The sequence below is a fragment of the Rummeliibacillus sp. NPDC094406 genome (genome assembly GCF_044763875.1).
GTDB lineage: Bacteria > Bacillota > Bacilli > Bacillales_A > Planococcaceae > Rummeliibacillus.
Map to the genome: position 1 here is coordinate 221594 of NZ_JBIWGZ010000006.1, position 24946 is coordinate 246539.

Here is a 24946-nt window from a genome sequence, read left to right on the forward strand (position 1 = left end):
CTCACCGAAGTGATGCCTGGCAACCCTAATTGTCATTACTTACCAGAAGGCTAGTAATACAAAATGTTATGAATTATTTTTCGATTTTAACATTTTTAAGGTTAATGTTTCCTAGTAGGTCAGGAGCCATACCTTTAACGTAATCTTTTGCAACATATAGATTCGTATAATCATAAATTGGTGCTACTGGATATTCAGACATAAATACTTGTTCAGCTTCTTGAAGAAGTTCTAAGCGTTTTGCTTCATCAGTTTCTTTAGTAGCTTTAGCCATTAAGTCTTTATATTTTGGATTTTCCCAACCAGTGTTGTTGTTACCGTTATCAGCAGTTGTATATGCATCTAAGAATGTGTTTGCATCATTATAGTCACCAGTCCAACCCATTCGAGCAACTTGGTAGTCTAATTTTTTCACTTTGTCTAGGTAAACTTGCCATTCAGAAGTATCCATTGTTACGTCAATACCTAAGTTTTTATGCCAACCTTCTTGGATGTATTGAGCGATAGCTTGGTGAGCTTCGTCAGTGTTAATAGAAAGTTTGATTTTAATATCACTAGCTTTAGAAATACCTAATTCTTTCATACCTTGGTTAAGGGCAGCTTTTGCACCTTCAACATCGTTGTCTTTGAAGAATTGTTTTTGAGTATCCCAACCAGAGATTGATTTTGGAACGATACCATTAGCAGGTTTTTGTTCACCTTTTGTAATGTTATCAATTAATCCTTGACGGTCAATTGCAAGAGTTAATGCTTTACGGATATTTGCGTTTTTCAACACTTTATCTTTTGTATTGAATTTGTAGACATAGCTTGATCCTAAATCCGAAATGTGTAGTGATTTGTCTTTCTTATAAGTGTCAATTTTATCAAGTGATACTGATTGGAAAGGCGCACCGATAAAATCAAGATCACCACTTTGGAACATACGGTCAGCTGTAGCAGCAGATTCAACCATTGTAATTTTGACTGTATCAAGATCTACATTGTTTTTATCCCAGTAGTTTTTAGATTTTTTAAGGGTTACTGATTCGTTGTGTTTCCATTCAGATAATTCGTATGGTCCGTTTGTTACGTAGTTTGCACCAGCATCAGCTGCCCAGTCTTTTTTACCTTCTACTACTTTTTGATCAACTGGGAAGTAAGAGTAGAATGCAGTTAATTTTAAGAAGTACGGTGTTGGATTGTTTAATTTTACTTCTAGCGTTTTGTCATCGATAGCTTTTACACCAACATCTTCAACTTTACCTTTACCAGTGTTGTAAGCTTCTGCACCTTTGATAGGGTATAAGATGTAAGAATATTGCGAAGCATTTTTAGGGTTTAATATCCATTTCCATGCATATTCGAAATCACCAGCTACTACTGGATCTCCGTTAGACCATTTTGCATCACGTAAAGTGAATGTGTAAGTTAATTTATCATCGCTAACTTTTATATCTTTAGCCATAGCATTCTCAACTTGGTCTTTATCATTAACACGAGTTAAACCTTCGAATACCCCGTTTAAAATTGATCCAGATTGATTGTCTGTTGCTAATTGTGGGTTCAAGCTTGGTGGTTCTGAAGTGATTGCAAGGTTAAGTGCTTTTTCACCTGAACCTTTTGAAGAATCGTCTTTAGACTTGTCTCCGCCAAAGCCACATGCCCCTAATACTAAAGTAAGAGCAGCAAGGATTGATAACCACATAAAGTTTTTCTTCATGTTGAAAATCCCCCATTACTAATATTGAATTTTTGCTATTTTTAAATAGCTTGTTATTACTATATCAAACAAATAAACAGAATAAAAGAAGTTGATAGAATATTTTTAAATTCGGGATAATTGAAGGAATTCTAAACTATCATCAATTTCGAAATTAATAGTTACATTTTGCATTTTTATTTAAAAACAATGGTCGAAATAGTCAAATAAATAATAAATATGTTACCGCGTTTATATTTATTAATTACTGTATTTTCAGTCTATTGTCACAATTTAAAAAAATATTAGCGTACTAATTTGATAAAGTGTAATACAAATAATGTAAAATAAGTAATTTATATAGAGATATTTATATTAATAATTTATTGTTCAGTATTTTGTGAATTATTAGTATATTTTTACATATTTTATACTTTCGAAAGCAAAAAGGCCCTGCATTTACATTAGAGTAAATACAGAAGCCTATTTGCAAAATTACTTTTCTGATAAAGTATTCAGGATATCTTTCGAGCTTATTGCAGGTTAAATTTCATCTAAACAACGACCTATTCGTTGTTGGATCAAAGCCCACTTTTCGTTTGAGCTTGTACAGATGTAAAAACTTTTTAAAAAGCTTTTACAGTTGGCATAAAGCCTCCAATATTTTTCCTCGTCAATCTTATCCTTTTGTTGTTTTAAAAAGGAAGGGATTTTCGTGAATAATTCTTCAACAATTTCAGGAGGTAAACCAATTTCAAGCATTTTCATAATTGGAGTCAAGAGGCGTTCATCTTCATCTGCAACATACACGTCAGCAAAAGTGAATACTTTATTTACAAGTGCTTGATAAATAGCTGAAAAATGTTGCACTTTCAATTTAGGATTTTTGACTACTTCATCAATTGCATCTGCGGTATGTGCAACGCTATGAGCCCACCCTTTTTCAGGTACATAACCTCTCAAATCCTGTTCTAAATCTAAATATAGGAGCAACTCAGCTCTTACTTTTTCCAATAATGGTAAAGAAAGAAATGAGCGTTCTAAGTCTTTACTCAATATTAATGCAATTAATAAAACTGAAAAAGAACGTTTAAATATGTTATCCGTACCAACGTCTCCTATTTCATAAAACAAATACTCGTCCCCTAATGCTTTTGTAAGCAAATCAATGAGCACGTCATCTGATAGTTGATCATCATAATGAATAATTTGACTGAACTGACGATAAATTAATCCATCCCTAAGCTCAGGATCTGGTGAACCAATATGCTCCATCATTGCGTCAAGAAGCTCTTGCTGATCATAGTCCTTCCCTGTGCTTTCTTCATTTTGAATATCAAGCAGCTGTTTTTTTAATGTTATTTCATCCATATAAGAAACCTCCAATACGAATATTTCATCGACTGAATCGATATTTGAGTAGTAATTTTTTTGTCGATTACTCTGTATTGACTTTATTATTATAGCATTCTAGTCTAATGATGTCTGATACTTAGCATGTTCCATCGTATGTAATCTATGCTTCACTTATGCATTAGTTATTCTTACCATTAGATAATTTTCCGTATCAGTGCTTAATCGCTATGCTTTCGTCTAAAAGCATAGCTTTCCGGGCATTTTGTTAAGTCGCGCGAAATTGATTCTGTACCTTAAATAAAAAAACTAATGCATTAGTATGCACTAGTCTCTCAAGAATTTATATTACACATATAGTACTCAAATTATCATTGTACCTTGAAGTGAGGTTGCCATTATTTGAGCTTTAAAAGTATCTGTTACTTTTATGCGGCTAAGTTAAGTGTACCCAGAAGAAACTATTGTTTACGCGACTGACAGTCATTGCTCCTGTACCAAGTGCCGTAACAACCCTATAAATTCATTAGTCTTTGAACCGTTTCATGAGTTCTTTGTTTTAAATGAAATGCAGCGTTCGCAATGGATTCTTCACTTGAAACTTTTTCGTTCGCTACACTAGCAATCTCAATAAAATAATTTGCTAGCTGTTTTCTACTTTTCCCCTCTACATATCCAGAAATCAACACAGCTGGTACATGATGTTTTGCTGCTAATTTTGCAATACCAATTGGTGCTTTTCCAGATAATGTTTGTAAATCTGATTTTCCTTCCCCCGTTAACACATACGATGCTGATTGAAGGTGCCCTTCAAAATCAATTGCCGTCATGACAACATCAATTCCTGGTTTTAGTTGTACTGGGAAGAAAGCTAGGAAAGCCCCCCCTATACCTCCAGCAGCACCTGCTCCTGCCTTTTGATGTAGTGCAATACCTGTTTCTTTTTCAATAAGATCTGCTAGATGATTTAAATTCGCATCAATAGTTTTTACCATCTCTTCAGTAGCACCTTTCTGAGGACCGAAAACTATCGTGGCTCCATTTGGACCTACTAGTGGATTATTTACATCACAAGCTATTATAAACTGTGATGCTTTAATCCGTTCATCAAAGTTGCTTGTATCAATTTTTTCTAAGCTTTGTAATGCTTCTGCACCTTCTGCTAATTCCTTCCCTTGAGTATCTAAAAACTTCATACCCAGTGCACGTAGCATTCCCGTACCTCCGTCATTTGTAGCACTTCCGCCAATTCCAACGACAAATTTTCGATAACCTGAGTTTAACGCATGAAGAATTATTTCCCCTGTGCCATATGTTGAAGCTGTTAAAGGATTACGTTCACCCTTTGATAATAGTGTTAAACCTGAGGATTTAGCCATCTCAATCATGCAAGTTTCTTCATCACCAAGAATTCCGTACTCTGCAGAAATCATTCTGCCTAATGGGTCCCGAACTTGAACCGATCTAATCTTCCCATTCGTTGCATTCACAAGAGAATTAAGGGTTCCTTCACCACCATCTGCTACAGGTAATAGTACAGTTTCAATTGTTTCATCTACATTATGGATAGCTTCTGCCATAACTTTTGCCGCATTTGTTGCGGATAATGATCCTTTAAAAGAATCTGGGCAGACAATGATTTTCATGGCAACACCTCCTATAAGTAAAGCGCTTACAAAAAATTATAGTGATAATTCTTTGTTTTTACATTATACTTAGTGTATAAATTTTCTGTCTTATAACAGATATTTTTTAGACATAAAGGAGTATTGAATGATTTCAAAACAATTGGCTAATCAAATAGTCGAGCAAACCATGTTAAGGCTTCATCGGAATATCAATGTAATGAATACAAATGGTATGATCTTAGCTTCTGGCGACCAATTACGTGTTGAAAGCATTCATGAAGGTGCTAAAATTGTAGCAGAATCTGAAAAGCCACTAATCATTACAGAGCAAAACATGCATTTATTTCCGAAAACAAAACCTGGGATTAATCAACCAATCTATTTTCAAAATGAATTAGTAGGTGTAGTTGGTATTACTGGGGATCCAAATGAAATTTTAGAAATTGCCTCACTCGTACAACTTACAACAGAGATGATGGTCCATCAAGCATTGATTGCCACTCAATCTGAATGGAAGCGTAAAATGCGTGAACATATCTTTGAAGATTTGTTAAACCAAGTACCATTAGATAAAGTGATGATTGAACGTTTATCTAAAGTTTCTTTTATACCAGAGCCACCATTTTATCTGATTATTATTAAAGCAACACCTAAACAACAGGCCTATCAATCATTTATAGAATACTTAGAGGATTTCTATATACATGAATCTGTTTTAGTTGGAAAATATCAATCAGATGAACATTTTATATTAACATCTGGAATTGATGGTAAAGTTGTGAGGAAAAACCTAACTACTTTCATAAACCAAACTAAAAAATATGTTCATGTAAAAATGGGAGTAGGACAGACAGTAAATCAGTTGTGTAAGATTCATTACGCTTATGATACTGCTAAAACAGCAATGGAATACAGTAAACCTTCGCAAGTAATTACATTCTATGAACATGTCGAGCTCTATTCATTACTAAAAAAGAAGGATTCACCCGAAGCACAACATTTTACAAATCGAATTTTAAAAAATCTGAACAATAAGTTGATACATACATTAGAAGAATACTTACATTGCAACCAACAACTTCTATTAGCTGCTGAAGTTCTAAACATACATAGACATACATTGTCCTACAGGCTCAACCAAATTCATGAACAAACAGGATATAATCCTCTCGTTTTTCAAGATGCCATTGTATTGCAAATTGCATTATGGCTGAGTAATAAATATAAAAAGAAAGAGAGACATTGACGTCTCTCTTATCTGGATTGCTTTAAATCAAATTAAATTGAAATTATTTACTTACCTCAAAGCCATATAATTCATCCAATGCTTGAATCTTTTTATGAATTGCATCTTCAAAAGTAAGAATATATGCTGCAGGGTCTTTCGGGTTATGATATTGAGTAATCTTACTTGTTTCAGCATTCACAAGTTTTGTTGAAGCACCACACCCCAAACCAATAATCGTTTGGACTTCCTCCATAATGACGATATTATAAATACTTTCTTCACCTGGAATCGAATAACCTACATTCTCTAAGTTACCTAATATATTCTTTTGTCTATATAGATAATACGGTGTATACCCATGTTCAGCTGTCCAATCGTGTGCACGATGCATCATTGCTTCTGCTGTTTTACGATCTGCTACTTTATATTTATCCTTATTGTGTGTCATTTCTGATGCGCGTTTAAATGAAAGTGTATGGACTGTCAAAGATTCCGGCATCATTTTTTCAGATTCACTAAGTGAATGCTCAAATTCATCTATTCCTTCATTCGGAAGCCCTATGATAAGGTCCATATTAATATTATTCATGCCGGCTTCTCTTGCCATCCAGAATTTATCGATTGTCTCTTGAACCGTATGATGGCGACCAATTGCCTTCAAAGTTTCATCTGTATAAGATTGAGGATTAACACTAATGCGATCAATTCCCCATTTTTTCAAAACCGCTAATTTTTCTGGAGTGATGGTATCTGGTCTTCCTGCTTCCACTGTTATTTCTCGAATTGTTTCTGTATGGGGGAATGAATCAAACATAGTTTTATACAATGCATCCATTTCATCTGCTTCAATTGAAGTAGGAGTACCTCCCCCCCAATACACAGACGTGATTCTCATCTCATGCTCCGTTAACCATTTACCCATTTCTTCAATTTCATAATGCAATCCGTCTAAAAATGTAGCAACTTTCCCTTGTTTGCGGTTACTTTGAATGGCATATGCTGGGAATGTACAATATGCACATTTTGTTGGACAAAATGGAATGCCAATATAAATACTTACTTCATTGCCAATTGTGTCTAAGTCAGGAATAGTCTTTAGCTGATTTTTCACAATACTATTTAACATACTAATTTTTTCATCAGTTAAACTAAATTCATCTGTCAGCTTATCATGGATTTCATCATCTGATAATCCAGCTTTTCTAAATTTATGATAAAGCTTTGTCGGACGAATACCTGTTAGAATTCCCCATTGTTGTTTGATTTCTGTCATTTGTTCAAGCGTATCAAGTAAAACATGTGATAATGCACGTTTCAATCGAATTTTTTGCTCTTTATCAGTTCCTTCAGTTTCGAACTTTTGCTCAAAATGACTTTTATAGAATTGCTCATTTACTTGAAGTGTTGCGTCTGCAATAATTGTAAAATGCTCATCAGTATAATGATTGAAATGAACCACCAAATCTGGGGTCATGTCTTTTTTCGCAAGCTTTGTATCTTCGAAAAACAAATTCGTTATATCAAGAAATACACGCATAAAATCTTGTGGGTATTCTTGGTCTATTTTTAATACTTTCATTCAATTTTTCACTTCTCTCTGTAAAGCTTTTTGATAATACATATATATTTTGATGATTTTATCTTCTCTAAATAAAACAATTGTACTTTTCAAAACATCGAATCTATTGTAGCAAATTTTTGTATAAATCTCGAAAGAAATCTTAATTTAAGGGGTATTCGTACATATAAAAAGCCCTCAAGCATTTTTGCCTGAGAGCATTTTGATGTTACATACTAGTCATCCAATTCTTGATATAACCCTTGAACAGGTTTGACAAGTACTCGGTTGATCTCCTCGATTAGACCACTTAAAGCCATTTCAGCTTGTAGCATATTACCGATTTTTTCATTTTGTTGAGATAGTTGTGCTGTTTTTTGAGCATATTGTAGTTCATCTTCTCCAATTTGTTCACCTTTCATTTGTTTTTCTTGTAATGAAAGTTGTACTTTACGGAAGTTTTGGAAAAGTGCTTTTGCATCTTCATCAGCCTTTACAGTAGCAATTGCTTCTTCTAAAGCTTTAAACTCGCTTGTTTTACGGAATGATCCTTCCAAAGCATTAATTTCGTTATAAATATTAATCATTTCATTTCCCTACTTTCTTTTTTATTTGGCACTGTTAAATATGATCGTTGATATTTGAAAAGAAAAGACATTTTGCCTGCACGCCGATCGTAAAGCGTGTAAAAGCTTTGCTCGCGACGAAAACGTAGCGCGTGAACCAAACCGGTGAGACAACAGAGTTGCGCTGGGATTTGGGCACTTAGCGCACTGGCACTTTGTATAAAAATTTAACAGTAGCCTTTAACATAGCCTATTATTTAAGCTAGCTAATTTAGAATATGGTTACAATGATACCTTGTATGACACCAATTACTCCACCAAGAACATAACCTAGTACAGTAATCATTTTGAATTCGCGTTTTGAGATCCCTAACACTAAATCCTCTAATACTTGTACTGGGAATGTATCCACTTGTTCCTTTACAATTTCTTGTAGGTTCAGGCGGTTGATTGCGTCTTCTAGTTTATCTTCAGCCATTACAAAAGCTTTTTCTACTAGTTGAGGTACGACATTTTGGGCTATCCAGTCTGCACCGTCTCTCCAATAGTACACAAGTGGCTTGTCTAAACGGTTTTCTAATTGTAGTTCTTCTTTTACATAGGTTTGGATTCTAGCTGTTGTTGAAGTGAAATCCAATTCTCCTACTAATTGTGTAACAGATTGTACTTTTATCTTTTTCCACTCAGATGTCAATAAGTTCGTTAATAATACCATTGTACCAGGTGCATTTAAAAACTTATTAATTTCTTTTTGGAATCGTCCAACAAGTGAAGTTGAATCTCCCAAGAACATCTGAATCATTCCACCAAGTGTCCCCTTTGAATCTAAAAAGTCATCGATTAAACGTTTAATCGTTTGATAACCTTCCTCTGATTCGAAATAATCTTCGCCTTTTTGCAAAATATAACGAGAAATATCAGGAATCTTTGTTGTGGCTTTTTCTTGCCATGATTCTGGTAGCAAAGCTTCAATTGAATTGGTCGATAAAACATTTTTCAAATGGGCAACTTGATTTACAACAATATTGTCAATCTTACCTTCAATTGTTTGTGGTAAATTAGTTACACCAATTTGCTGTACCCACTCATTAATTGTTTTTTCTTCGGTAAATACATTTTCTTTGATTTTATCATTCAACCATTGTTCAACTATTCGTTTGTTACTTTCAGTGAACAGCTTTTTGCGGAACATTTCTGGAGTCAATAAATAGTTAACAACTGTTTTCCCAAGCTGTATGGCTAATTCATCACGTCTTCTAGGAATTAAACCAGGTGTAAATGGCAATCGCCAAGAACCCAGATAAATTGGATTATATGGTCTGAATAGCATTTTAATCGCAATATAATTGGTGAGCCCACCAATTACAGCTCCTACAACGGTCATAAATAAAATCGATAATAGCGTATGCATCTGATTCACCCATTTCTTCAAAACTAAGCTATATTATAGCAGACAGTTCATTGTTATAAAAATGAATAGGCATTTTTCGACATATACTTAGGTTTTACTTTGAATAATTCCATTGGCAATTTATACTAAATAAAATGAGATTTCCACTTTGAAAGGAGCCCTACATATGATTCAACATTTTAGCTATAAGCCATTATACGAAAATCAACAACTACCAGGCTGGACTGTCAGTTTCTTTTATAAACAAAATCGCTACGAAGGAATATACGAAAAAGATGGGGCGATTAAGTGGAATAGTGAAACACCACCTAATGAGGAACAAATTAAAAAGATGGTGCATGAATTGATGTTGTTCCATGTTTATGATTAAAGAGATTAGATTGCTCTTCTTATTCGCGCCTACTATGCTGGACAAAGCACTATTTTCTGCCGCGGATTAGGGCGAGCATTTTTTAATTGTTTCCATTGGCTCCACTCACAGCTCCATTAGCACCACTCGATCATTGTTTGGCACTACACTCCGATAATTTTGCACAAGTGCTGTACTCAAACTTATGAAAAAAGAGTAAGCCTAGTTGACTTACTCTTTTCCATCTAAATACTCTTCACGCCATTTTAGCAATTCTTTTTCTGTTAGTAATTTTTCTAATGTTTCATCCCAATGTCCTGTTAATGTATTCCACACTCGAACATAGAGTAAATCCTTTTCCTTGTTATAAATAACGAATTGAATGCATGGAATGTCATTGAATTGTATCGTTTCTTTGGATTCAATCGAAGTGATGAAGGTTTGTACTGCTTTCTCATCAGGTTCTTCAACATCTGAATCAGGGCGATTTTCTTGCAGTGCACTGATGATCACTTCATCATCCACTTCCATCGGTTCTTCTGAAGCATAGGCAAAGGAATCTGGCAATTCATCGAAATCATCCAATTGTTCAATATCGCCTGACAAAAAACCTTTATGATTTGAACTAAAGAGTAATTGTTGTATTTCCTCTTTCTGTGCTTCTTCAAAAATACCGTTTTCTAACTGTTTCTTTCCTCTTGCAGTTAAGTGATAATACTCCGTTTTTTCCACCAAACCCGTATTTTGGAGATTTTGAAGTAAATCGCGGATGAATAATTCTTCCACTAACAATAAATCACTAAGTTCCTTTGGTTCTGCAATTTCTGCTTGTTGACAACTGAGTAAAATCATCTTCATCAAGATATCCATTGTTAATCTTTTTACTGGTTGATATTTAAACTCGATTGATTGTATAGGAAAGCACCAGCTTGAAGTAGCTAAAATTTCCACCTTAGGATCTTGTTTAATTTTATTTGTTAGCTTTTTCTCTAATGTTTTCAAGATAAGTGCCTCCCTTCAAAGAACTATTTTGGATTTCCTTCTTCATCACGAAGACCATTTTGTGATTTGACAACTTCAAGTAAATGAGCATACATTTCACGTGATTCTTTTTTCTTAGCACGTTTTGTAAACATTTCTGTACTTCCGACTAGAATGAGTAATTCTCTAGCACGTGATAATGCTACATTTAATCGGCGATAATCATTGGCAAATCCGATGTCTCCACCTTTATGTTCTGTATTGCGGACCATACTAACGATGATGACATCCATTTCCATCCCTTGGAATCGGTCAACAGTTCCTGTACGAAGCTGCAAATGATTTAGTTTTAATTCTTGTTGGACGAGATGGTCAATTTTCTTCACTTGTTCTCCATAGAAGCTGATAACTCCTACACTTTTTTTCGTGCTTTCTGGTAATTTTCCACTTGTAATGGCCATTGCCGTTGCATGATCCAGATCCAATAAAGTTTGACGAATGGTATCTAACTCTCCTGGATTAAAGCGGCTCTTACCATTTTTCATCTGTTCTTCAAAATATGGTTTTCTACTTGGCATATCTAGCCAGATTAAGTGATCTTGGCGTTTTACATAATGACCTTCTAAGAAATGATCACGTACCTCATCCGAATCCTCTAAGCCACAGCGCAAATGGTCGTCTTCATTTTCATAAAATGGTGTGATCGTTTTCATAATATTTTCATGCATACGATATTGAATCGCTAGCATTTGTTTATTACTTTTCGGTAAGTTTTTAAATAAGCGTTCAAATAAAGATTCTTTTAATAGTTTTTTCAATTCGTTGATTTCTTGTAAATCATCGCTTTCATCGATAATTGCTTTAAGCGTTTCTTCCAACGTATCATCTCCGATTAACGGTGGTAGTTGATGGTGGTCACCTACCAAGATGATTTTCTTACCTTTTAACATTGGAAGAAGCAACTCGGGTGGCGTTGCTTTTGATACTTCATCGATAATAACAACATCAAACGTTGGATAGTTGTCCATAAATTCTTTTCTTGCAGAGGCCACACAGGTTGTCCCAATGACATTGGCATGATTAACATAAAGTTTTCGAATTTCGTCTAAATCATGTTCGCTGGCATTTAACAATAATTGATGCCATTGTTGTTGTAACTGCTGTTTGATTGGTAATTGTTGTTTATCGTGATGTAGCTTTTCAATTGTCTTTTGTACAACTTTAATCGTTTCTTCTGTATATTGCTTTTGTCTTGTTAAATCTTGTTGCAAAATTTGTTCTAATTCTTTTAGTCTCTTTTCTTGAACAAGGCCATTAGCATTGATTTCTTTTACTTGTGCTTCTTTTTGAGCAAATTGTTCTAATGCTTCTGCTTCTTCTTGAACAATTAATTCGAACTCAGATTGCATTTGTTGGAGCTTTGGCATAGTACTGGCTACAGTTTGTCTTTGCTCCGTAAGCTGCTCCAATTCTTTTTCATCAATCATCATCTGCTCTTGCAATTCACCAAGTGTTACAGTCATTTCTTCCTCATGAATCGAACCATGTAATTTATCAATCTTCTGCTTTAATTGTTCGACTTCCGCATTCCAACGGTTTCCTGCGTTCAATAACCCACTTTCATGTTGCTTGGATGTATTTAAAATATAAGAAACTTGGGCTTGTACTTCCTGTTTCATCATTTGGAACAGGCGCATAATTTCTAGTCGTTGATTTTCAAGCATCCCGAATTGCTCTTCGACAAAAAGGCGGCGATTGTACAAGCGTTCTAGATAACCATATAGCTGATTAACAAAGAGATCCGGTGTATCAAGAAGGAATTTTTTAAAATGATCGATTGCTTGGTCGATTTCCCGAATGGAATAAGAAGAATATCCGTTAGATGCTTGTTCCTCTACTTTTTGCAAAATCTGTTGACTCTGTCCCATACCAATTTTCTCTTCTAAAAATCCAATTGCACCATTTAAGCGATTTCGTACATCTTTCCATTCGTTATAGCCAAACATTTGCGCTTTTATGCGTTCAAAAGAATTGCGTTGCCACTCGATTTTCGTATTTGCTTGAATATGATGTTCTTCCATAAATACATTCAAATCTTGAATCTTTTTGCATTCTTCTATGGCTTCTTTTGAAACTTGCAATTTTTTATGATTTTCAAGCCATTCAGCATAAGATGTTCTTGCATTTTTTAGAGCAACTTCTGCTTTTTCCAATTCACCTTTTGCGATAAAATATGAAACCTGCTGACGTAGCTTCACAACTTCTGCTTGTTTTTGTTGCTCAGCCTCTTCTATTTTTTCTAATGAACCGTATTTAGATAATAGTTCTTCCAACTGCTTGATTTGTTGTTCAACAGTTGTTTTTTTAGCTGTTAATGCTGTTGATTGTTCTTCTATTAGTCGTAGCTCTTTACGCGATATACCTAAAGATTTCTTTAGATTTTTAATCTCTTCTTCTACAATGACATAATCTTTTTCAGCTAGCTCTTGTTCAGTAATTTTCTCTTCAAGTACTTTTAGCTGTTCCTGTAAGCCTTGCATTTCTGCTTCTTTTTTATTAATTGCTAAATCTAACTCTGTCGTACGATCTCTATGAATCGCTAGTTCTGCTTCTAAATCGTGTAAAGTTTGTTCACGCCAATAGAGTGCAACATTATCTTCAATGAATTTTTTACCTTCTTCTTCGATACTTTCCGTACGACCATATCGAAGAATACGGATATCTTTGTTTGCGAGTAATCGGCTCAATGCATTATCAACAGCTAAATTGGATTGTGAAGCGACTAATGTTTTCAAACCCGCTTTGGCATTTTGCTGACAGATTTCAGAAATGACAGTCGTTTTCCCAGTACCCGGAGGACCTTGAATCACAAATAAATCTTCTGCGGACATGGCGCCAATGACTGCTTCCCTTTGGAATTCATTTAAACGATTATCAAATTGTAGGTCCGCTCTTTTTTTAGGCTGTGTGATTCGTGGGCGTTCTTCAAAGAGAATTTTTTCTAAATTGGCATTGGCAGCAAGCCCTTTTTCTAAGTCGCTGAAGCCTTTTCGTAATCGCCGGATTTGGCTTAGTGTTGCAAAGTTACTAAATACCAGTTCTTTTACTTTTGGATGCCATTTATTTTTTCTTATTTGTTCCTGGATAAATGGGCGTAAATCGATTTCAACTGTCTTTTTCGAAGGCTGTGCTTTTAATACAGCACCTAGTTCATCTTTTGAGCCTTGAATTTTGGCACTTAATCCCTTTACCTTTTTCCATTCGCTTTCCTTTAAACCATTAATTTTGACGGTCATTCTGGTAAAATCTTCGTTAAATTCATAATGAGAAAAAGAGGCAGTCATATCATCAATCGTTGCGTCTCGTTCTTGGATATTCAAATAACCTTCCCAGCTTGAAATACGCTTTTGAACATATTTTGAACGTTCTTCTGCAATCGGTAACTCGCGAATTTTACTATGTAATTCAAGAGGTAAACCAACTGTATTTCGTGCATTTGTTGCAAATTCCATTTTCGTTTTAAATCGTCTATTGGTATGGACAGGTACTCGCTTACTTAACACACGGAAGTTCGTTGCGAGTAATCCATCATATTTTACAATGCAATTCATAACTGCTACTTGCTCATCTAGTTTTTCAGAAAGCACCTTATTTTCTACGTTATTGAAATAGAGCGTAATAGCCATTTCATCCTGAGATGTATTTTGAACATGCTCAATATGCACGACAAATGATTTTTGTAGATGAAAAAAAGCATGTTCATCCTTTCCCCATGCTAATACGCCTTCTCGCGCTTTGTTTGTAAGTATCAAATTTGTGCGCATCACTGCAGGCTTATCTATCACTTGTGCCATGAACATAACTTCCTTTCTTACTATTAATACAGAATAAAAAAACGCTAATATCTATCATACCAGTTTTCTCTCCTGAGATGGAGTGATGAAGTTCTTAAAAAAGAAAAAATCCAACTAGGAACGAAGATGTTCATAGTTGGATTTCTAAATCATTATAGGTGAACTTTTACTTGAATCAATTTCATAATTCAAAGATTTGATAATAAAGATGAACATTATTCTCTTGAATTGAATGATAGTTCTGCACCATGGTATAGGTTCTTCATTTTCGCTACAGACGGACGCTTTCCGCGGGCAAGCATCAAGCCTCCTCCTCACTTCGTTCGTGCGGGGTCTTGCTTAGCTTGCTTTTCCCGCAGGAGTCGCCGTCTTCCGCTCCAACAAAAAGGTTACACGTTTTGTTTATTGGTGAAATTTAGAATTATGAAATTAACTTAGGTAAACTTTTGAATTATTTCATTTCGCCAGATTGGAGTTTATACATTTGATTATATTTACCGCCAAAAGCAAGAAGCTCTTCATGAGTACCTTGTTCAACTATTTCTCCACGATCGAGCACTAAAATACGGTCTGCGTTTTTAATAGTAGAAAGTCGGTGTGCAATGATAAATGTTGTACGGCCTTTTTTCAATACTTCCATTGCATGTTGAATAATCTCTTCCGTTTCCGTATCAATATTAGATGTCGCTTCATCCAATATTAATATTGCTGGATTGAATGCAAGAGCTCTCGCAAAGGAAATAAGTTGACGTTGACCTGATGATAGTGTACTCCCCTTTTCAATAACCGGTTCATCCACTCCACCGGGTAAATTCTCTAATACACGTTCACCGCCAACTGCATTCAACGCTTTTTCAACCGTTTCACGCGAAATCTCCGGATCATCCAAGCTTACATTGGATGCAATAGTACCTGTAAATAGATAAGGATCTTGTAATACGATGCCCATGTGCTCACGAATTGTTTGACGAGAATAGTCTTGAATATTTATCCCATCAATTGTTATTGAACCCTTTGTAACATCGTAAAAACGGAATAGTAGATTCATAATCGAACTTTTCCCAGATCCTGTATGTCCTACAAGTGCGATTGTTTCACCTTGTTTTGCCTCAAAGTTAATATCTTTTAGCACATATTCCTCTTCTTTATAAGCAAACCAAACATGATTAAATGATACGTTTCCGTGATATCGGTTAATCCTCGTATCATCCACAGCCTCTCCTGGCTGATCTAATAATTCAAAAATACGTTCAGAAGCAACATTCGCTCTTTCTAGTCGAGCTAACTGATTCACTATATTAGTAACGGGATTGAACAAACGCGTAATATAATCAACAAATGCATATAACATACCAATTGAAATTACACGATTTCCAGTTAATTCAGCACCACCAAAGTACCAAATAAACATGATAAATGTAAGAGAACGAATGACACCAACTAAGTTGTGTGAAGTAGCAGAATCTAACAAAACAAGTTTATTTTGATATTTATAATATTCATCATTTAATTCATTAAACTCATCAGCCATCTGCTTTTCACGTCCAAAAGCTTGAATAATGGTCATACCATTAATAGACTCGTTAATCATACCGTTCATATCAGAAAGCTTACCTCGTACGATATGATTATATTTTGCTGCATATTTGCGATAAAGAATAGCCCAAATGATAAGTAATGGAATCACGAGCAATGCAATACAAGCCATTTTCCAATCTAGGAAGAATAATGTGATATAAATCCCGAATATTGTCATAAAACTTGCTGCGAATTGTGATACGACCGTCACAAACAGGTCATGAATTGCTTCCGTATCATTTGTCACTCTTGATACAACTTTCCCCGCTGGTAATCGATCGAAATAGCGAATCGGTAATGTTTGTATATGCTGATATACATCATTTCGCATTTTTTGAATAATACGATTTGCACCCATTTGTAATAGAATGTACTGACCATACCGGAAGATCGCTGTAATGATAGCTAAACCAAAGAATACAGCAAGTAATATTGCCATTGGTTTAAAATCTAGACCTGCAGTTGTTGCTTTTGCTATATGATCATCAATAATTTTCTTAGCAACTAATGGACCTGCTAAGTCTGCTGCTACTGCAATCGCTAAGAGGAAAAGCCCTGTAGCTAATGTTTTTTTATAAAGTAGTGCATATTGCCAAAGTCTTTTTGATATACTCATTATTTCGCCCCCTCAATCTGTTGGCGATCATGTTGTTCTTTGTACCAACCATCTTGTGAGATGAGTTGCTCGTGTGTACCTTCTTCAACGATTTTGCCGTTTTCTAAAACAATAATCCAATCTGCATGCATAATGGCTGATAATCGATGCGTTACGATTATCGTTGTTTTATTTGTGCGGATTTGTTGAATATTCTTGATAATGTTACTTTCTGTCTTTGCGTCAACTGCTGACAACGAATCATCCAATATTAAAATCTCCGGATCACGTATCAATGCACGTGCAATCGATATCCGTTGTTTTTGACCACCAGATAATGATATCCCTTTTTCACCTACTAATGTATTTAACCCTAAAGGTAGCATTTCTAAATCTTTTTCAAAGCATGAAACTCGAATAGCTTCTTGTAACTCTTCTTCAGTAGCATTTGATTTACCAAATAGAATATTTTCTCTAATGGTACGAGAAAATAGCACATGATCTTGAGGTACATAGCCAATCCAATTGCGTACTTGTTCTTTTGTTTGCTCCTCTATCAATTCCCCAGACAATTTTAAATTACCTTCGCCAGTAGGATATTCTCGTAATAATTGCTTCACGATTGTCGTTTTACCACTGCCAGTCTTACCTACAATCCCTAATGTTTGACCTTTTTTTAGAGATACTTCTAAATGAGATAAATTAATAGAATGTGATTGTGGATATTGGAACGTCACATCATGAAATACGATTGAGTTCGGTTTTTCAATAACCATAGGCGCCTGTGGATTTTCTACATCTTCTTTTTCATTCAACGTTTCTTGAACGCGATCAAGAGATGCATTACCTCGTTGCATAACATTAATTAATTCACCAATTGCGAACATCGGCCATACGACCATACCAAGATATACGTTAAAGGTTACTAAGTTCCCTAAAGTCATATCTCCAATTGAAACTAAATATGCTCCATAGCCAAGACCAATCATATAGCTTAACCCTGTTAATACCCTCGTAATTGGCGTAAATAAAGCATCGATTTTTTCAACGCTCATGTTTTTTTGATATACGTCTTCCGTCATATTCGCAAATTGTTGTTCTGTTTCTCGCTCATGTACATAGGCACGCACAACACGAACACCTTCGACAGCTTCTAGTACACGATCATTCATCTGACCAAAAGCATCTTGTGCAGTCATATAACGTTCATGAATCTTCTTACCTAATACTTGCATCGTAATTGCTAATATTGGTAATGGAATAATAGCCGCAAGTGTTAACTTCCAAGAGACTGAAAAGCCCATCATCAACACAATCGTTGCCAAATATAAAGTAGAATCTAAAAGCGTCATTATACCAAATCCAGCAGTTTCAGAAACGGCACGCAAATCGTTGGTAGCACGAGCCATTAAATCCCCTGTTCGATTTCGTTCATAAAATGGTGGTGACATTTTTAGAAACTGATTAATTAAATTTTTTCGTAATTTGCGCTCAATAACATTTGAGCCCCCAAATAATTGGTATTGCCAAATAAAATTTACTATATACGCTACAACTAATACCGCTGCTAATGCTCCAACAAATTGTAACAATAGCGTACTGGTCAACGTCTCGCGATAAATAGCATCAATAGATTCGCCAATCAACCATGGTGGTATTACTTCCAGAATATTCGCTATGATTAATAACACTACTGCAATTGTATATCGCTTCCAGTTTTCTTTAAAAAACCATTGAAGTTTTATTAGTACATCGAACATAAATCTTTCCTTCCCTTCTCTTTGTAAGTCTAGCTAGCCATCATCAATCGAATCCTTGTTTAAATGTCTTGTCATTTTCTGAATATACATAACGCTCTCTCCCTTTTTGTTTTTACACTAGCCATTTGTGATTAAAGGCAACAAAAAAGCGCATACCCTTAAAAGAGCATGCGCTAATTTAAAAGAGTACGGGAGCACACCCGTACCATCCATTAATTCAAATGATAAAGAAAACGGAATTGGGTGTGGATTCATTATGAAATTCTCTATTCATTAAACTAAGTTGTAACATTTTCATAATCCATACCTCCATTTCCTATTTGTTATTTAGTGTTCCTCAATATTAGCATTCCGAATTTCCAATTGTCAATACTTTTTGAATATTTTGTACAATAATACTAAAATTACTCATTTACTCATAATATTCCCTTAAAGTACTTATAATTAGGTAGAAAATGTGAGAAATACTGACAAAAACATCTAGATAATTTGTTTTTTTTCGATAAATATCTTATGATTATCATACTTAAATATTTTTATTATCACAGGAGGTGTACACTTTGTTCTCCCCCTCATTTGGGTCTTGGAACAAAGGAAGTCTTTGGACATAGCCATACGGTTGACAGCATTTGCTGTCTTGATCGCATGTTCAGCAGTTTTCGTAGCAACAGAGTTTGCTATCGTAAAGGTTAGAACAACTCGAATTGATCAGCTTATCGCTGAAGGTAACAAAAAAGCATTAAAAGCAAAAAAGGTAGTCACAAATTTAGATGAATATTTATCTGCCTGCCAACTAGGGATTACCATTACATCTTTAGGTTTAGGGTGGTTAGGGGAAGGCACAGTTGCAATACTACTAGAGCCATTATTTGACCTACTAAACTTAAATGATAGTATTACTACAATCCTATCATTTATCCTATCATTCTCTATTGTGACATTTGTACACGTAGTTATGGGTGAGTTAGCACCAAAAACATTAGCGATTCAAAAGGCAGAAAGTGTAGCACTTAATATATCTGGCTTTTTAATCATATTCCATAATGTAATGTACTTATTCATCAAAATCCTAAATTCATCAGCCAATGGCTTAGCTGCCTTATTTGGCTTAAAAGGAATGAAAGATTCTGAAGTCGCAATGAGTGAAGAAGAATTACGACTCATCTTATCTGATAGTTTAAAAGGCGGCGAGATTAATCAGTCTGAATATAAATATGTTAATAGCATTTTTGAATTCGACGATCGTATTGCCAAAGAAATCATGGTACCTCGTACTGAAATCATTGGTATTGAAAAAGAATTAACATTAAAAGAAGTATTTGAAGTAATGGGTGTAGAACAATATACTCGTTACCCAATTATTGATGGTGATAAAGACCATATTATTGGTCTGGTCAATATGAAGAATCTTCTAACTGCTTATATTAAAGATCCAGAAAACGGTTCAAAACCGGTTACTGAATATATGCAACCTATTATTCGTGTATTTGAAACAATGCCAATAAGTGATTTACTTCTAAAAATACAACGTGAACGTATCCATATGGCAATTTTAATGGATGAATACGGTGGTACTTCTGGTCTTGTTACGATTGAAGATATTATCGAGGAAATTGTCGGTGATATCCGAGATGAATTCGACCAAGATGAAATCCCTGAAATCCGTAAAATTGAAGAAGACCACTTTATTTTAGATGCCAAAATGTTAATCGAAAATGTTAATGACTTCTTAGGTATTAATATCGAAGAAGATGACATCGATACAATTGGTGGCTGGTTCATGACAAAAGATTTCGATGCTGTAAAAGGCGAAAAAATCACTGACCAAGGTTATGAATTCATCATCAAAGAATTAGATGGTCACCATATTCTTTATCTAGAAGTCATTAAGCTTCCAGAGGAATCAGCAGAAAACGTTCAAGATAACGACCCTACTGATTCAAATGAATTTTAAATTTCACCTTAACTAAACAACGAACGACGCACACTTAAATTAAAGTGTGCGTCGTTTTCGCTTGTCTGAAACTTTTGCAAGGGGGAAACATTGTGGACTTATATAAAAATTTAAGAGAAGGGGAAAAAGGTGCCTGGCTCAGTATTTTCACCTATCTTATTCTCAGTTCTGTCAAATTAGCCATTGGTTTTATCGGACATTCTACTGCTCTGAAAGCAGATGGATTAAATAATACAACAGATATTATCGCATCTGTAGCTGTTCTAATCGGATTAAGAATTTCTCAAAAGCCACCAGATAAAGACCATCACTACGGTCATTTACGTGCTGAAACGATATCTTCACTTATTGCTTCCTTTATCATGGCTGTTGTAGGTTTTCAAGTACTCTTTAATGCTGGAAAAAGCTTTATCGATCATAACCACCCCACTCCTTCATTATTGACAGCATTTGTTGCACTGGGTAGTGGCGTTGTGATGTATTTGGTGTACCTTTTCAATATTAGATTAGCAAAACGTATTGAAAGTTCTGCCGTAAAGGCAGCGGCTTATGATAATCGTTCAGATGCTTGGGTAAGTTTTGGTACTTCAATTGGTATTTTCGGTGCCATTTTTGGTTTTCCTATTATCGATTCCATTACTGCTTTTGCCGTAGGATGTCTAATCATAAAAACAGCTTATGATATTTTCTTTGATGCTGTACATACGTTAACAGATGGATTTGATGAAGAAGAGTTGGAAACCCTATCTGTGCTTGTTAAAAACGTAGATGGTGTCATTCAGCTAGTTGATTTTAAAGGACGGAATCACGGTAATTTGATTTTCGCTGATCTCACTGTCACCGTAGATCCAGCACTTAATGTGTGGCAAAGTCATCATATTACGGAAGAAATCGAAAAAACAATTCGTCGTGCTAAACCTTTTGCTGTTGTACTTGTCCATATAGAACCAGAAGGTTTAACACGCGAACATGAGCACAATCTTTTTTAGAACCAATTAATAATACATTGCAGTAAAATTATTTAGGTGAAATAAAAGTCGATTTCTTGAATATCAGGAAATCGACTTTTCATTTATTTATATCGCTCTCTTATTACATTTTATACCCATGTAAACCATCTTGCATGCCCATCTGTTTTCCCCAGTACACGTTCTGAATGGATTTTATTAGCTACGATGTAATCTTGATGAAGATTAGTATCGTACATGTTGTTGTAGCAATGATATAGAGGACGTTTTGTACTAATTCCCTTCAATTTTTCGATAAGTTCAACTTTAGCTGCTGGTGGAATTTGATTGGCAACATGAGTATGGAATACCACAATTAGTTGATTTTGTGGTATTTGTTCACAAATTGATTGAATTTGTTCCACAGCATCACCACGAATAAAATGGATATCTAAATTTTTGATTATTGTAGCAGCCTTATTAAATAGATTTCTTCTTTCATGATGTTCTGGCCAAATAAGTGCTTGTAACCATTTCAAATCATTTGTATTTTTCAAATCAATAGGATTTAAATCCATGCCGATACGTGTTTGAACTACAGGATTTCTCGTAATAGATGCTGGTAACGCTTTTCCTCGATTTTGAGAATTGATTGTTAACAAGCTTTGTTGATTACCTGCTTGTATTTCATTGTTATAAAGATAGTGATATTGCTCCACACCTAGCTGTAAGCCTGCACTTGTACCAATTTCTATAAGTGCTAAGGGCATTTGATGTTTTTCGTATATATCTGCAAACATTGGGTATAAATAAGCACAACGTCTTACTTCATTTGTTTGCACAAGTTTTGTTCGAAATAACTGTTTAAGCTCCTCCTGATTGGCTAGAACAAAATTTTTAAAGTAAGGAAAGACTCCATTTATTGAAAATAGGTTTTCTGTAAAGGAAGCATAGAAATTTTTCAAATAATCTTGTGAATCTATTAATAAATATTGAGTTGCTGCAAAAAATAGATTGGGTACTGGCTGTCCTTCAGGTATAAAACTAGCTAGCTGAATTAGATCAACATCCTCTGCAATTTGATAAGAAAGTGATTCATATAATTCACTTGAGTTTTCACATTCATTTTTTGCGAAACGACGGAAAGTTTCACTTAGATTTCGAACCATACATTTCACCCTTCCATTATTTATCAGATGCACATCTTATATAACACTATAAATTAATTGTATAATTTAGTAAATTAAATAAATTTAAATGATTTAATTAAGATTTTTAATCAAATAGGTCGAAAGATGAGTTATTATTTACATTGTTATTTCGGAAAAATTAGATTTAAAACCATTGACAATTATGTTAAGTGTTGGTATTCTGTTATCAACTTATTGAAAAAGAAAGAGGTGAGGTATTATGACAATTTTATCAAGCATTGAAATTATGCAAATTGGTTTGTTACAGTACGCTCACTTTTCGTATACTATCTAAGTATGCTTTCTTTTATTGTGCGTATAACCTGTAGCTGCCAATTTGCAGTTACAGGTTTTTTTATTTAAAAGCGGAACACCCGCTTACACACAATAGGAGGAAGAAAAATGAATTTAACAAATTTCGGTTGGAATAATAATTGGCAAGACCAATATGATATGTATCAAATAGCAAGTCCACATAAAAATGTAACGATCGGTCGTGTTTTATTAGAACATAAACATTCTTATCGGGTAATAACTGAATTTGGGGAATGGCTTGCTACGCCATCCGGTCATTTCCAATATAATGCTCAAATGCGTCGTGACTTTCCTGCGGTAGGTGATTGGGTCGTTTTAGAACAGCTACCAGGAGAAGAAAAAGGTATTATCCATTCAATCCTTCCGCGCACTTCGCTGTTCTCGCGTAAAGTAGCTGGATTTACCGTTGAAGAACAGATCATTGCCGTTAATGTAGATCATGTTTTTTTAACTATGAGCTTGAACAAAGATTTTAACTTACGACGATTAGAAAGGTATTTAATAGCCGCATACGACTCGGGTGCAAACCCCATCATTATCTTAACAAAGAAGGATTTATGTAATGATGTATCAAGTTATTTAAGTCAAGTTGAAACAATTTGCTTTGGCGTTCCTGTTTATACTGTTAGTAGCTTTACAGGTGAAGGAATTGACGAATTACATCAATTGCTAGCTGATGGCAAAACAGCTGCTTTACTAGGTTCTTCAGGTGTTGGCAAATCTTCATTGACCAATGCACTTTGTGGGCAGGATGTGATGACTGTCCAAATGATTCGGGAGGATGATGACAAAGGGCGCCACACGACTACACATCGTGAACTCTTCCAATTACCACATGGAGGTTTACTCATAGATACACCCGGAATGCGGGAATTCCAATTATGGAATAATACAGATAGCCTCGACAGTGGTTTTAGCGATATCGAATCGTTCGCAACACATTGTCGCTTTCGAGATTGTGAACATAAAAAAGAGCCTGGATGTGCTGTACTTGCAGCCATTGAAGAAGGTACACTCGAGCAAGAAAGATACGACAACTATTTTAAGTTAAAACGTGAACTCGCTTATATCGAAAGAAAAACAAATGCGCAGGCTCAAGCAGCTGAGAGAAATAAATGGAAACAAGTTACGAAGCAAATCAGAAATAAGAGTGGCAAAAAAAGATAGTGTGAACAATGCTTTTCTATCCTTTTTCTTCATTCTAAAGAGCATTGTATGTCTCAATTAATCTTATAGATTTTTTTGCACGACTCTGGCTCTCACTTGCAACCTAATTGACACTACTCATCTGTTTTCACATCTAAAAAAGGCAACCCGTATCATACGAGTTGCCTTTTACTTATATTTCACTAGTCTCAGTCAATCCGTGCTTTACTGCATATAGAGCTGCTTGTGTACGGTCTTGTACTTCAAGCTTTGCAAAGATATTCGAGATATGCGTCTTCACTGTTTTTTCCGTCACAAATAGTGATGATGCAATTTCTTTATTGCTCTTTCCCTTCGTAAGCTCTGCTAATACATCTTGCTCTCTAGGAGTAAGTGGATGTTTGACATGTGGAAGTTCTTCCATCATTTCGCGATTACGAATAAGCTGAGTTGTTGCTTGAGGATGAATAATATTTTCCCCTGCTATGATACGACGAATAGCTAAAACAAGTTCATCTGGCTCGATATCTTTTAATTGATATCCTGCTGCTCCTGCTTCAATCGCTGGTACAACATGATCTCTGTCAGAGAAGCTTGTCAGCATCAATATTTGTATCTCAGGAAATTTAGCCTTAATTCGCTTTGTTGCTTGAATACCATCCATTTCTGGCATTACTAAATCCATTAACACGATGTCAGGATGTAATTCAGTTGTTAGCTCAACAGCTTCCTTGCCATTACTTGCTTCCCCAATTACCTCAATATCCTTCTGAGTTTTAAGGAAGAATAGCAATCCTCTTCTGACAACATGATGATCATCCGCTATTAATACTTTAATCATTCACATATCCC

17 protein-coding genes are annotated in these 24946 nt (G+C 35.0%); 5 read left to right on the forward strand and 12 right to left on the reverse strand.

Annotation, left to right across the window (positions count from 1 at the left end; translation table 11 throughout):
• Window positions 1–73: 73 nt before the first annotated feature.
• The 3 genes from ACIQ4I_RS16260 to ACIQ4I_RS16270 all read right to left on the reverse strand — a co-directional run bounded on the left by ACIQ4I_RS16260 (window position 74) and on the right by ACIQ4I_RS16270 (window position 4680).
• Window positions 74–1702 (reverse strand): peptide ABC transporter substrate-binding protein, encoded by a 1629-nt coding sequence (locus ACIQ4I_RS16260; RefSeq protein WP_403097906.1) that lies wholly within the window; start codon window positions 1700–1702, stop codon window positions 74–76.
• A 522-nt stretch (window positions 1703–2224) separates the two neighbouring features.
• Window positions 2225–3052: a DUF2785 domain-containing protein gene (locus ACIQ4I_RS16265; protein ID WP_403097908.1), complete on the reverse strand. Its 828-nt coding sequence runs from the start codon at window positions 3050–3052 to the stop codon at window positions 2225–2227.
• A gap of 497 nt (window positions 3053–3549) precedes the next feature.
• The gene (locus ACIQ4I_RS16270) at window positions 3550–4680 is read right to left on the reverse strand and encodes a glycerate kinase (protein WP_403097910.1); all 1131 of its coding nucleotides are present in this window, start codon (window positions 4678–4680) and stop codon (window positions 3550–3552) included.
• A 127-nt stretch (window positions 4681–4807) separates the two neighbouring features.
• Between ACIQ4I_RS16270 and ACIQ4I_RS16275 the strand changes: the two genes are divergently transcribed.
• Window positions 4808–5908 carry a CdaR family transcriptional regulator gene (locus ACIQ4I_RS16275; protein ID WP_403097912.1) on the forward strand — a complete coding sequence of 367 codons (1101 nt, stop codon included), beginning with the start codon at window positions 4808–4810 and terminating at the stop codon, window positions 5906–5908.
• Between the two features lie 43 nt (window positions 5909–5951).
• Here the strand turns inward: ACIQ4I_RS16275 and ACIQ4I_RS16280 are convergent, their stop codons facing one another.
• From ACIQ4I_RS16280 to ACIQ4I_RS16290, 3 genes are all read right to left on the reverse strand, one after another.
• A complete protein-coding gene (locus ACIQ4I_RS16280) occupies window positions 5952–7469 on the reverse strand; it encodes a coproporphyrinogen III oxidase (protein ID WP_403097914.1) in 1518 nt (505 codons plus the stop codon).
• Window positions 7470–7684: 215 nt separating this feature from the next.
• On the reverse strand, window positions 7685–8035 hold the full coding sequence (locus ACIQ4I_RS16285) for a YlbF family regulator (protein ID WP_403097916.1): 351 nt from the start codon (window positions 8033–8035) through the stop codon (window positions 7685–7687).
• 250 nt (window positions 8036–8285) lie between these two features.
• Window positions 8286–9425, reverse strand: coding sequence for a DUF445 domain-containing protein (locus ACIQ4I_RS16290; RefSeq protein ID WP_403097918.1), 1140 nt, complete (start codon window positions 9423–9425; stop codon window positions 8286–8288).
• A 166-nt stretch (window positions 9426–9591) separates the two neighbouring features.
• On the opposite strand from ACIQ4I_RS16290, the gene ACIQ4I_RS16295 reads away from it, so the two are divergent.
• The gene (locus tag ACIQ4I_RS16295; protein WP_403097919.1) at window positions 9592–9795 is read left to right on the forward strand and encodes a YheE family protein; all 204 of its coding nucleotides are present in this window, start codon (window positions 9592–9594) and stop codon (window positions 9793–9795) included.
• A 210-nt stretch (window positions 9796–10005) separates the two neighbouring features.
• Here the strand turns inward: ACIQ4I_RS16295 and ACIQ4I_RS16300 are convergent, their stop codons facing one another.
• From ACIQ4I_RS16300 to ACIQ4I_RS16315, 4 genes are all read right to left on the reverse strand, one after another.
• The gene (locus ACIQ4I_RS16300; protein ID WP_403097921.1) at window positions 10006–10776 is read right to left on the reverse strand and encodes a hypothetical protein; all 771 of its coding nucleotides are present in this window, start codon (window positions 10774–10776) and stop codon (window positions 10006–10008) included.
• A gap of 23 nt (window positions 10777–10799) precedes the next feature.
• Window positions 10800–14609 carry an AAA domain-containing protein gene (locus tag ACIQ4I_RS16305; protein ID WP_403097923.1) on the reverse strand — a complete coding sequence of 1270 codons (3810 nt, stop codon included), beginning with the start codon at window positions 14607–14609 and terminating at the stop codon, window positions 10800–10802.
• Between the two features lie 451 nt (window positions 14610–15060).
• The gene (locus tag ACIQ4I_RS16310; protein ID WP_403097924.1) at window positions 15061–16803 is read right to left on the reverse strand and encodes an ABC transporter ATP-binding protein; all 1743 of its coding nucleotides are present in this window, start codon (window positions 16801–16803) and stop codon (window positions 15061–15063) included.
• Window positions 16803–18542 (reverse strand): ABC transporter ATP-binding protein, encoded by a 1740-nt coding sequence (locus ACIQ4I_RS16315; RefSeq protein ID WP_403097926.1) that lies wholly within the window; start codon window positions 18540–18542, stop codon window positions 16803–16805. Before ACIQ4I_RS16315 ends, ACIQ4I_RS16310 begins: the two co-directional genes overlap by 1 nt.
• Before the next feature lie 601 nt (window positions 18543–19143).
• Here ACIQ4I_RS16315 and ACIQ4I_RS16320 point away from each other — a divergent pair.
• The gene (locus ACIQ4I_RS16320) at window positions 19144–20496 is read left to right on the forward strand and encodes a hemolysin family protein (protein ID WP_403097928.1); all 1353 of its coding nucleotides are present in this window, start codon (window positions 19144–19146) and stop codon (window positions 20494–20496) included.
• Window positions 20497–20588: 92 nt separating this feature from the next.
• A complete protein-coding gene (locus ACIQ4I_RS16325) occupies window positions 20589–21485 on the forward strand; it encodes a cation diffusion facilitator family transporter (protein ID WP_403097930.1) in 897 nt (298 codons plus the stop codon).
• Window positions 21486–21595: 110 nt separating this feature from the next.
• Here ACIQ4I_RS16325 and ACIQ4I_RS16330 read toward each other — a convergent pair whose 3' ends face one another.
• Window positions 21596–22612: a DUF2332 domain-containing protein gene (locus ACIQ4I_RS16330; protein WP_403097932.1), complete on the reverse strand. Its 1017-nt coding sequence runs from the start codon at window positions 22610–22612 to the stop codon at window positions 21596–21598.
• 423 nt (window positions 22613–23035) lie between these two features.
• Here ACIQ4I_RS16330 and rsgA point away from each other — a divergent pair, with 423 nt between their 5' ends.
• Window positions 23036–24115 (forward strand): ribosome small subunit-dependent GTPase A, encoded by a 1080-nt coding sequence (gene rsgA / locus ACIQ4I_RS16335; protein ID WP_403097934.1) that lies wholly within the window; start codon window positions 23036–23038, stop codon window positions 24113–24115.
• A gap of 172 nt (window positions 24116–24287) precedes the next feature.
• On the opposite strand, the gene ACIQ4I_RS16340 is transcribed toward rsgA, so the two are convergent.
• Window positions 24288–24935, reverse strand: coding sequence for a response regulator (locus ACIQ4I_RS16340; RefSeq protein ID WP_397539961.1), 648 nt, complete (start codon window positions 24933–24935; stop codon window positions 24288–24290).
• Window positions 24936–24946: the final 11 nt, after the last annotated feature.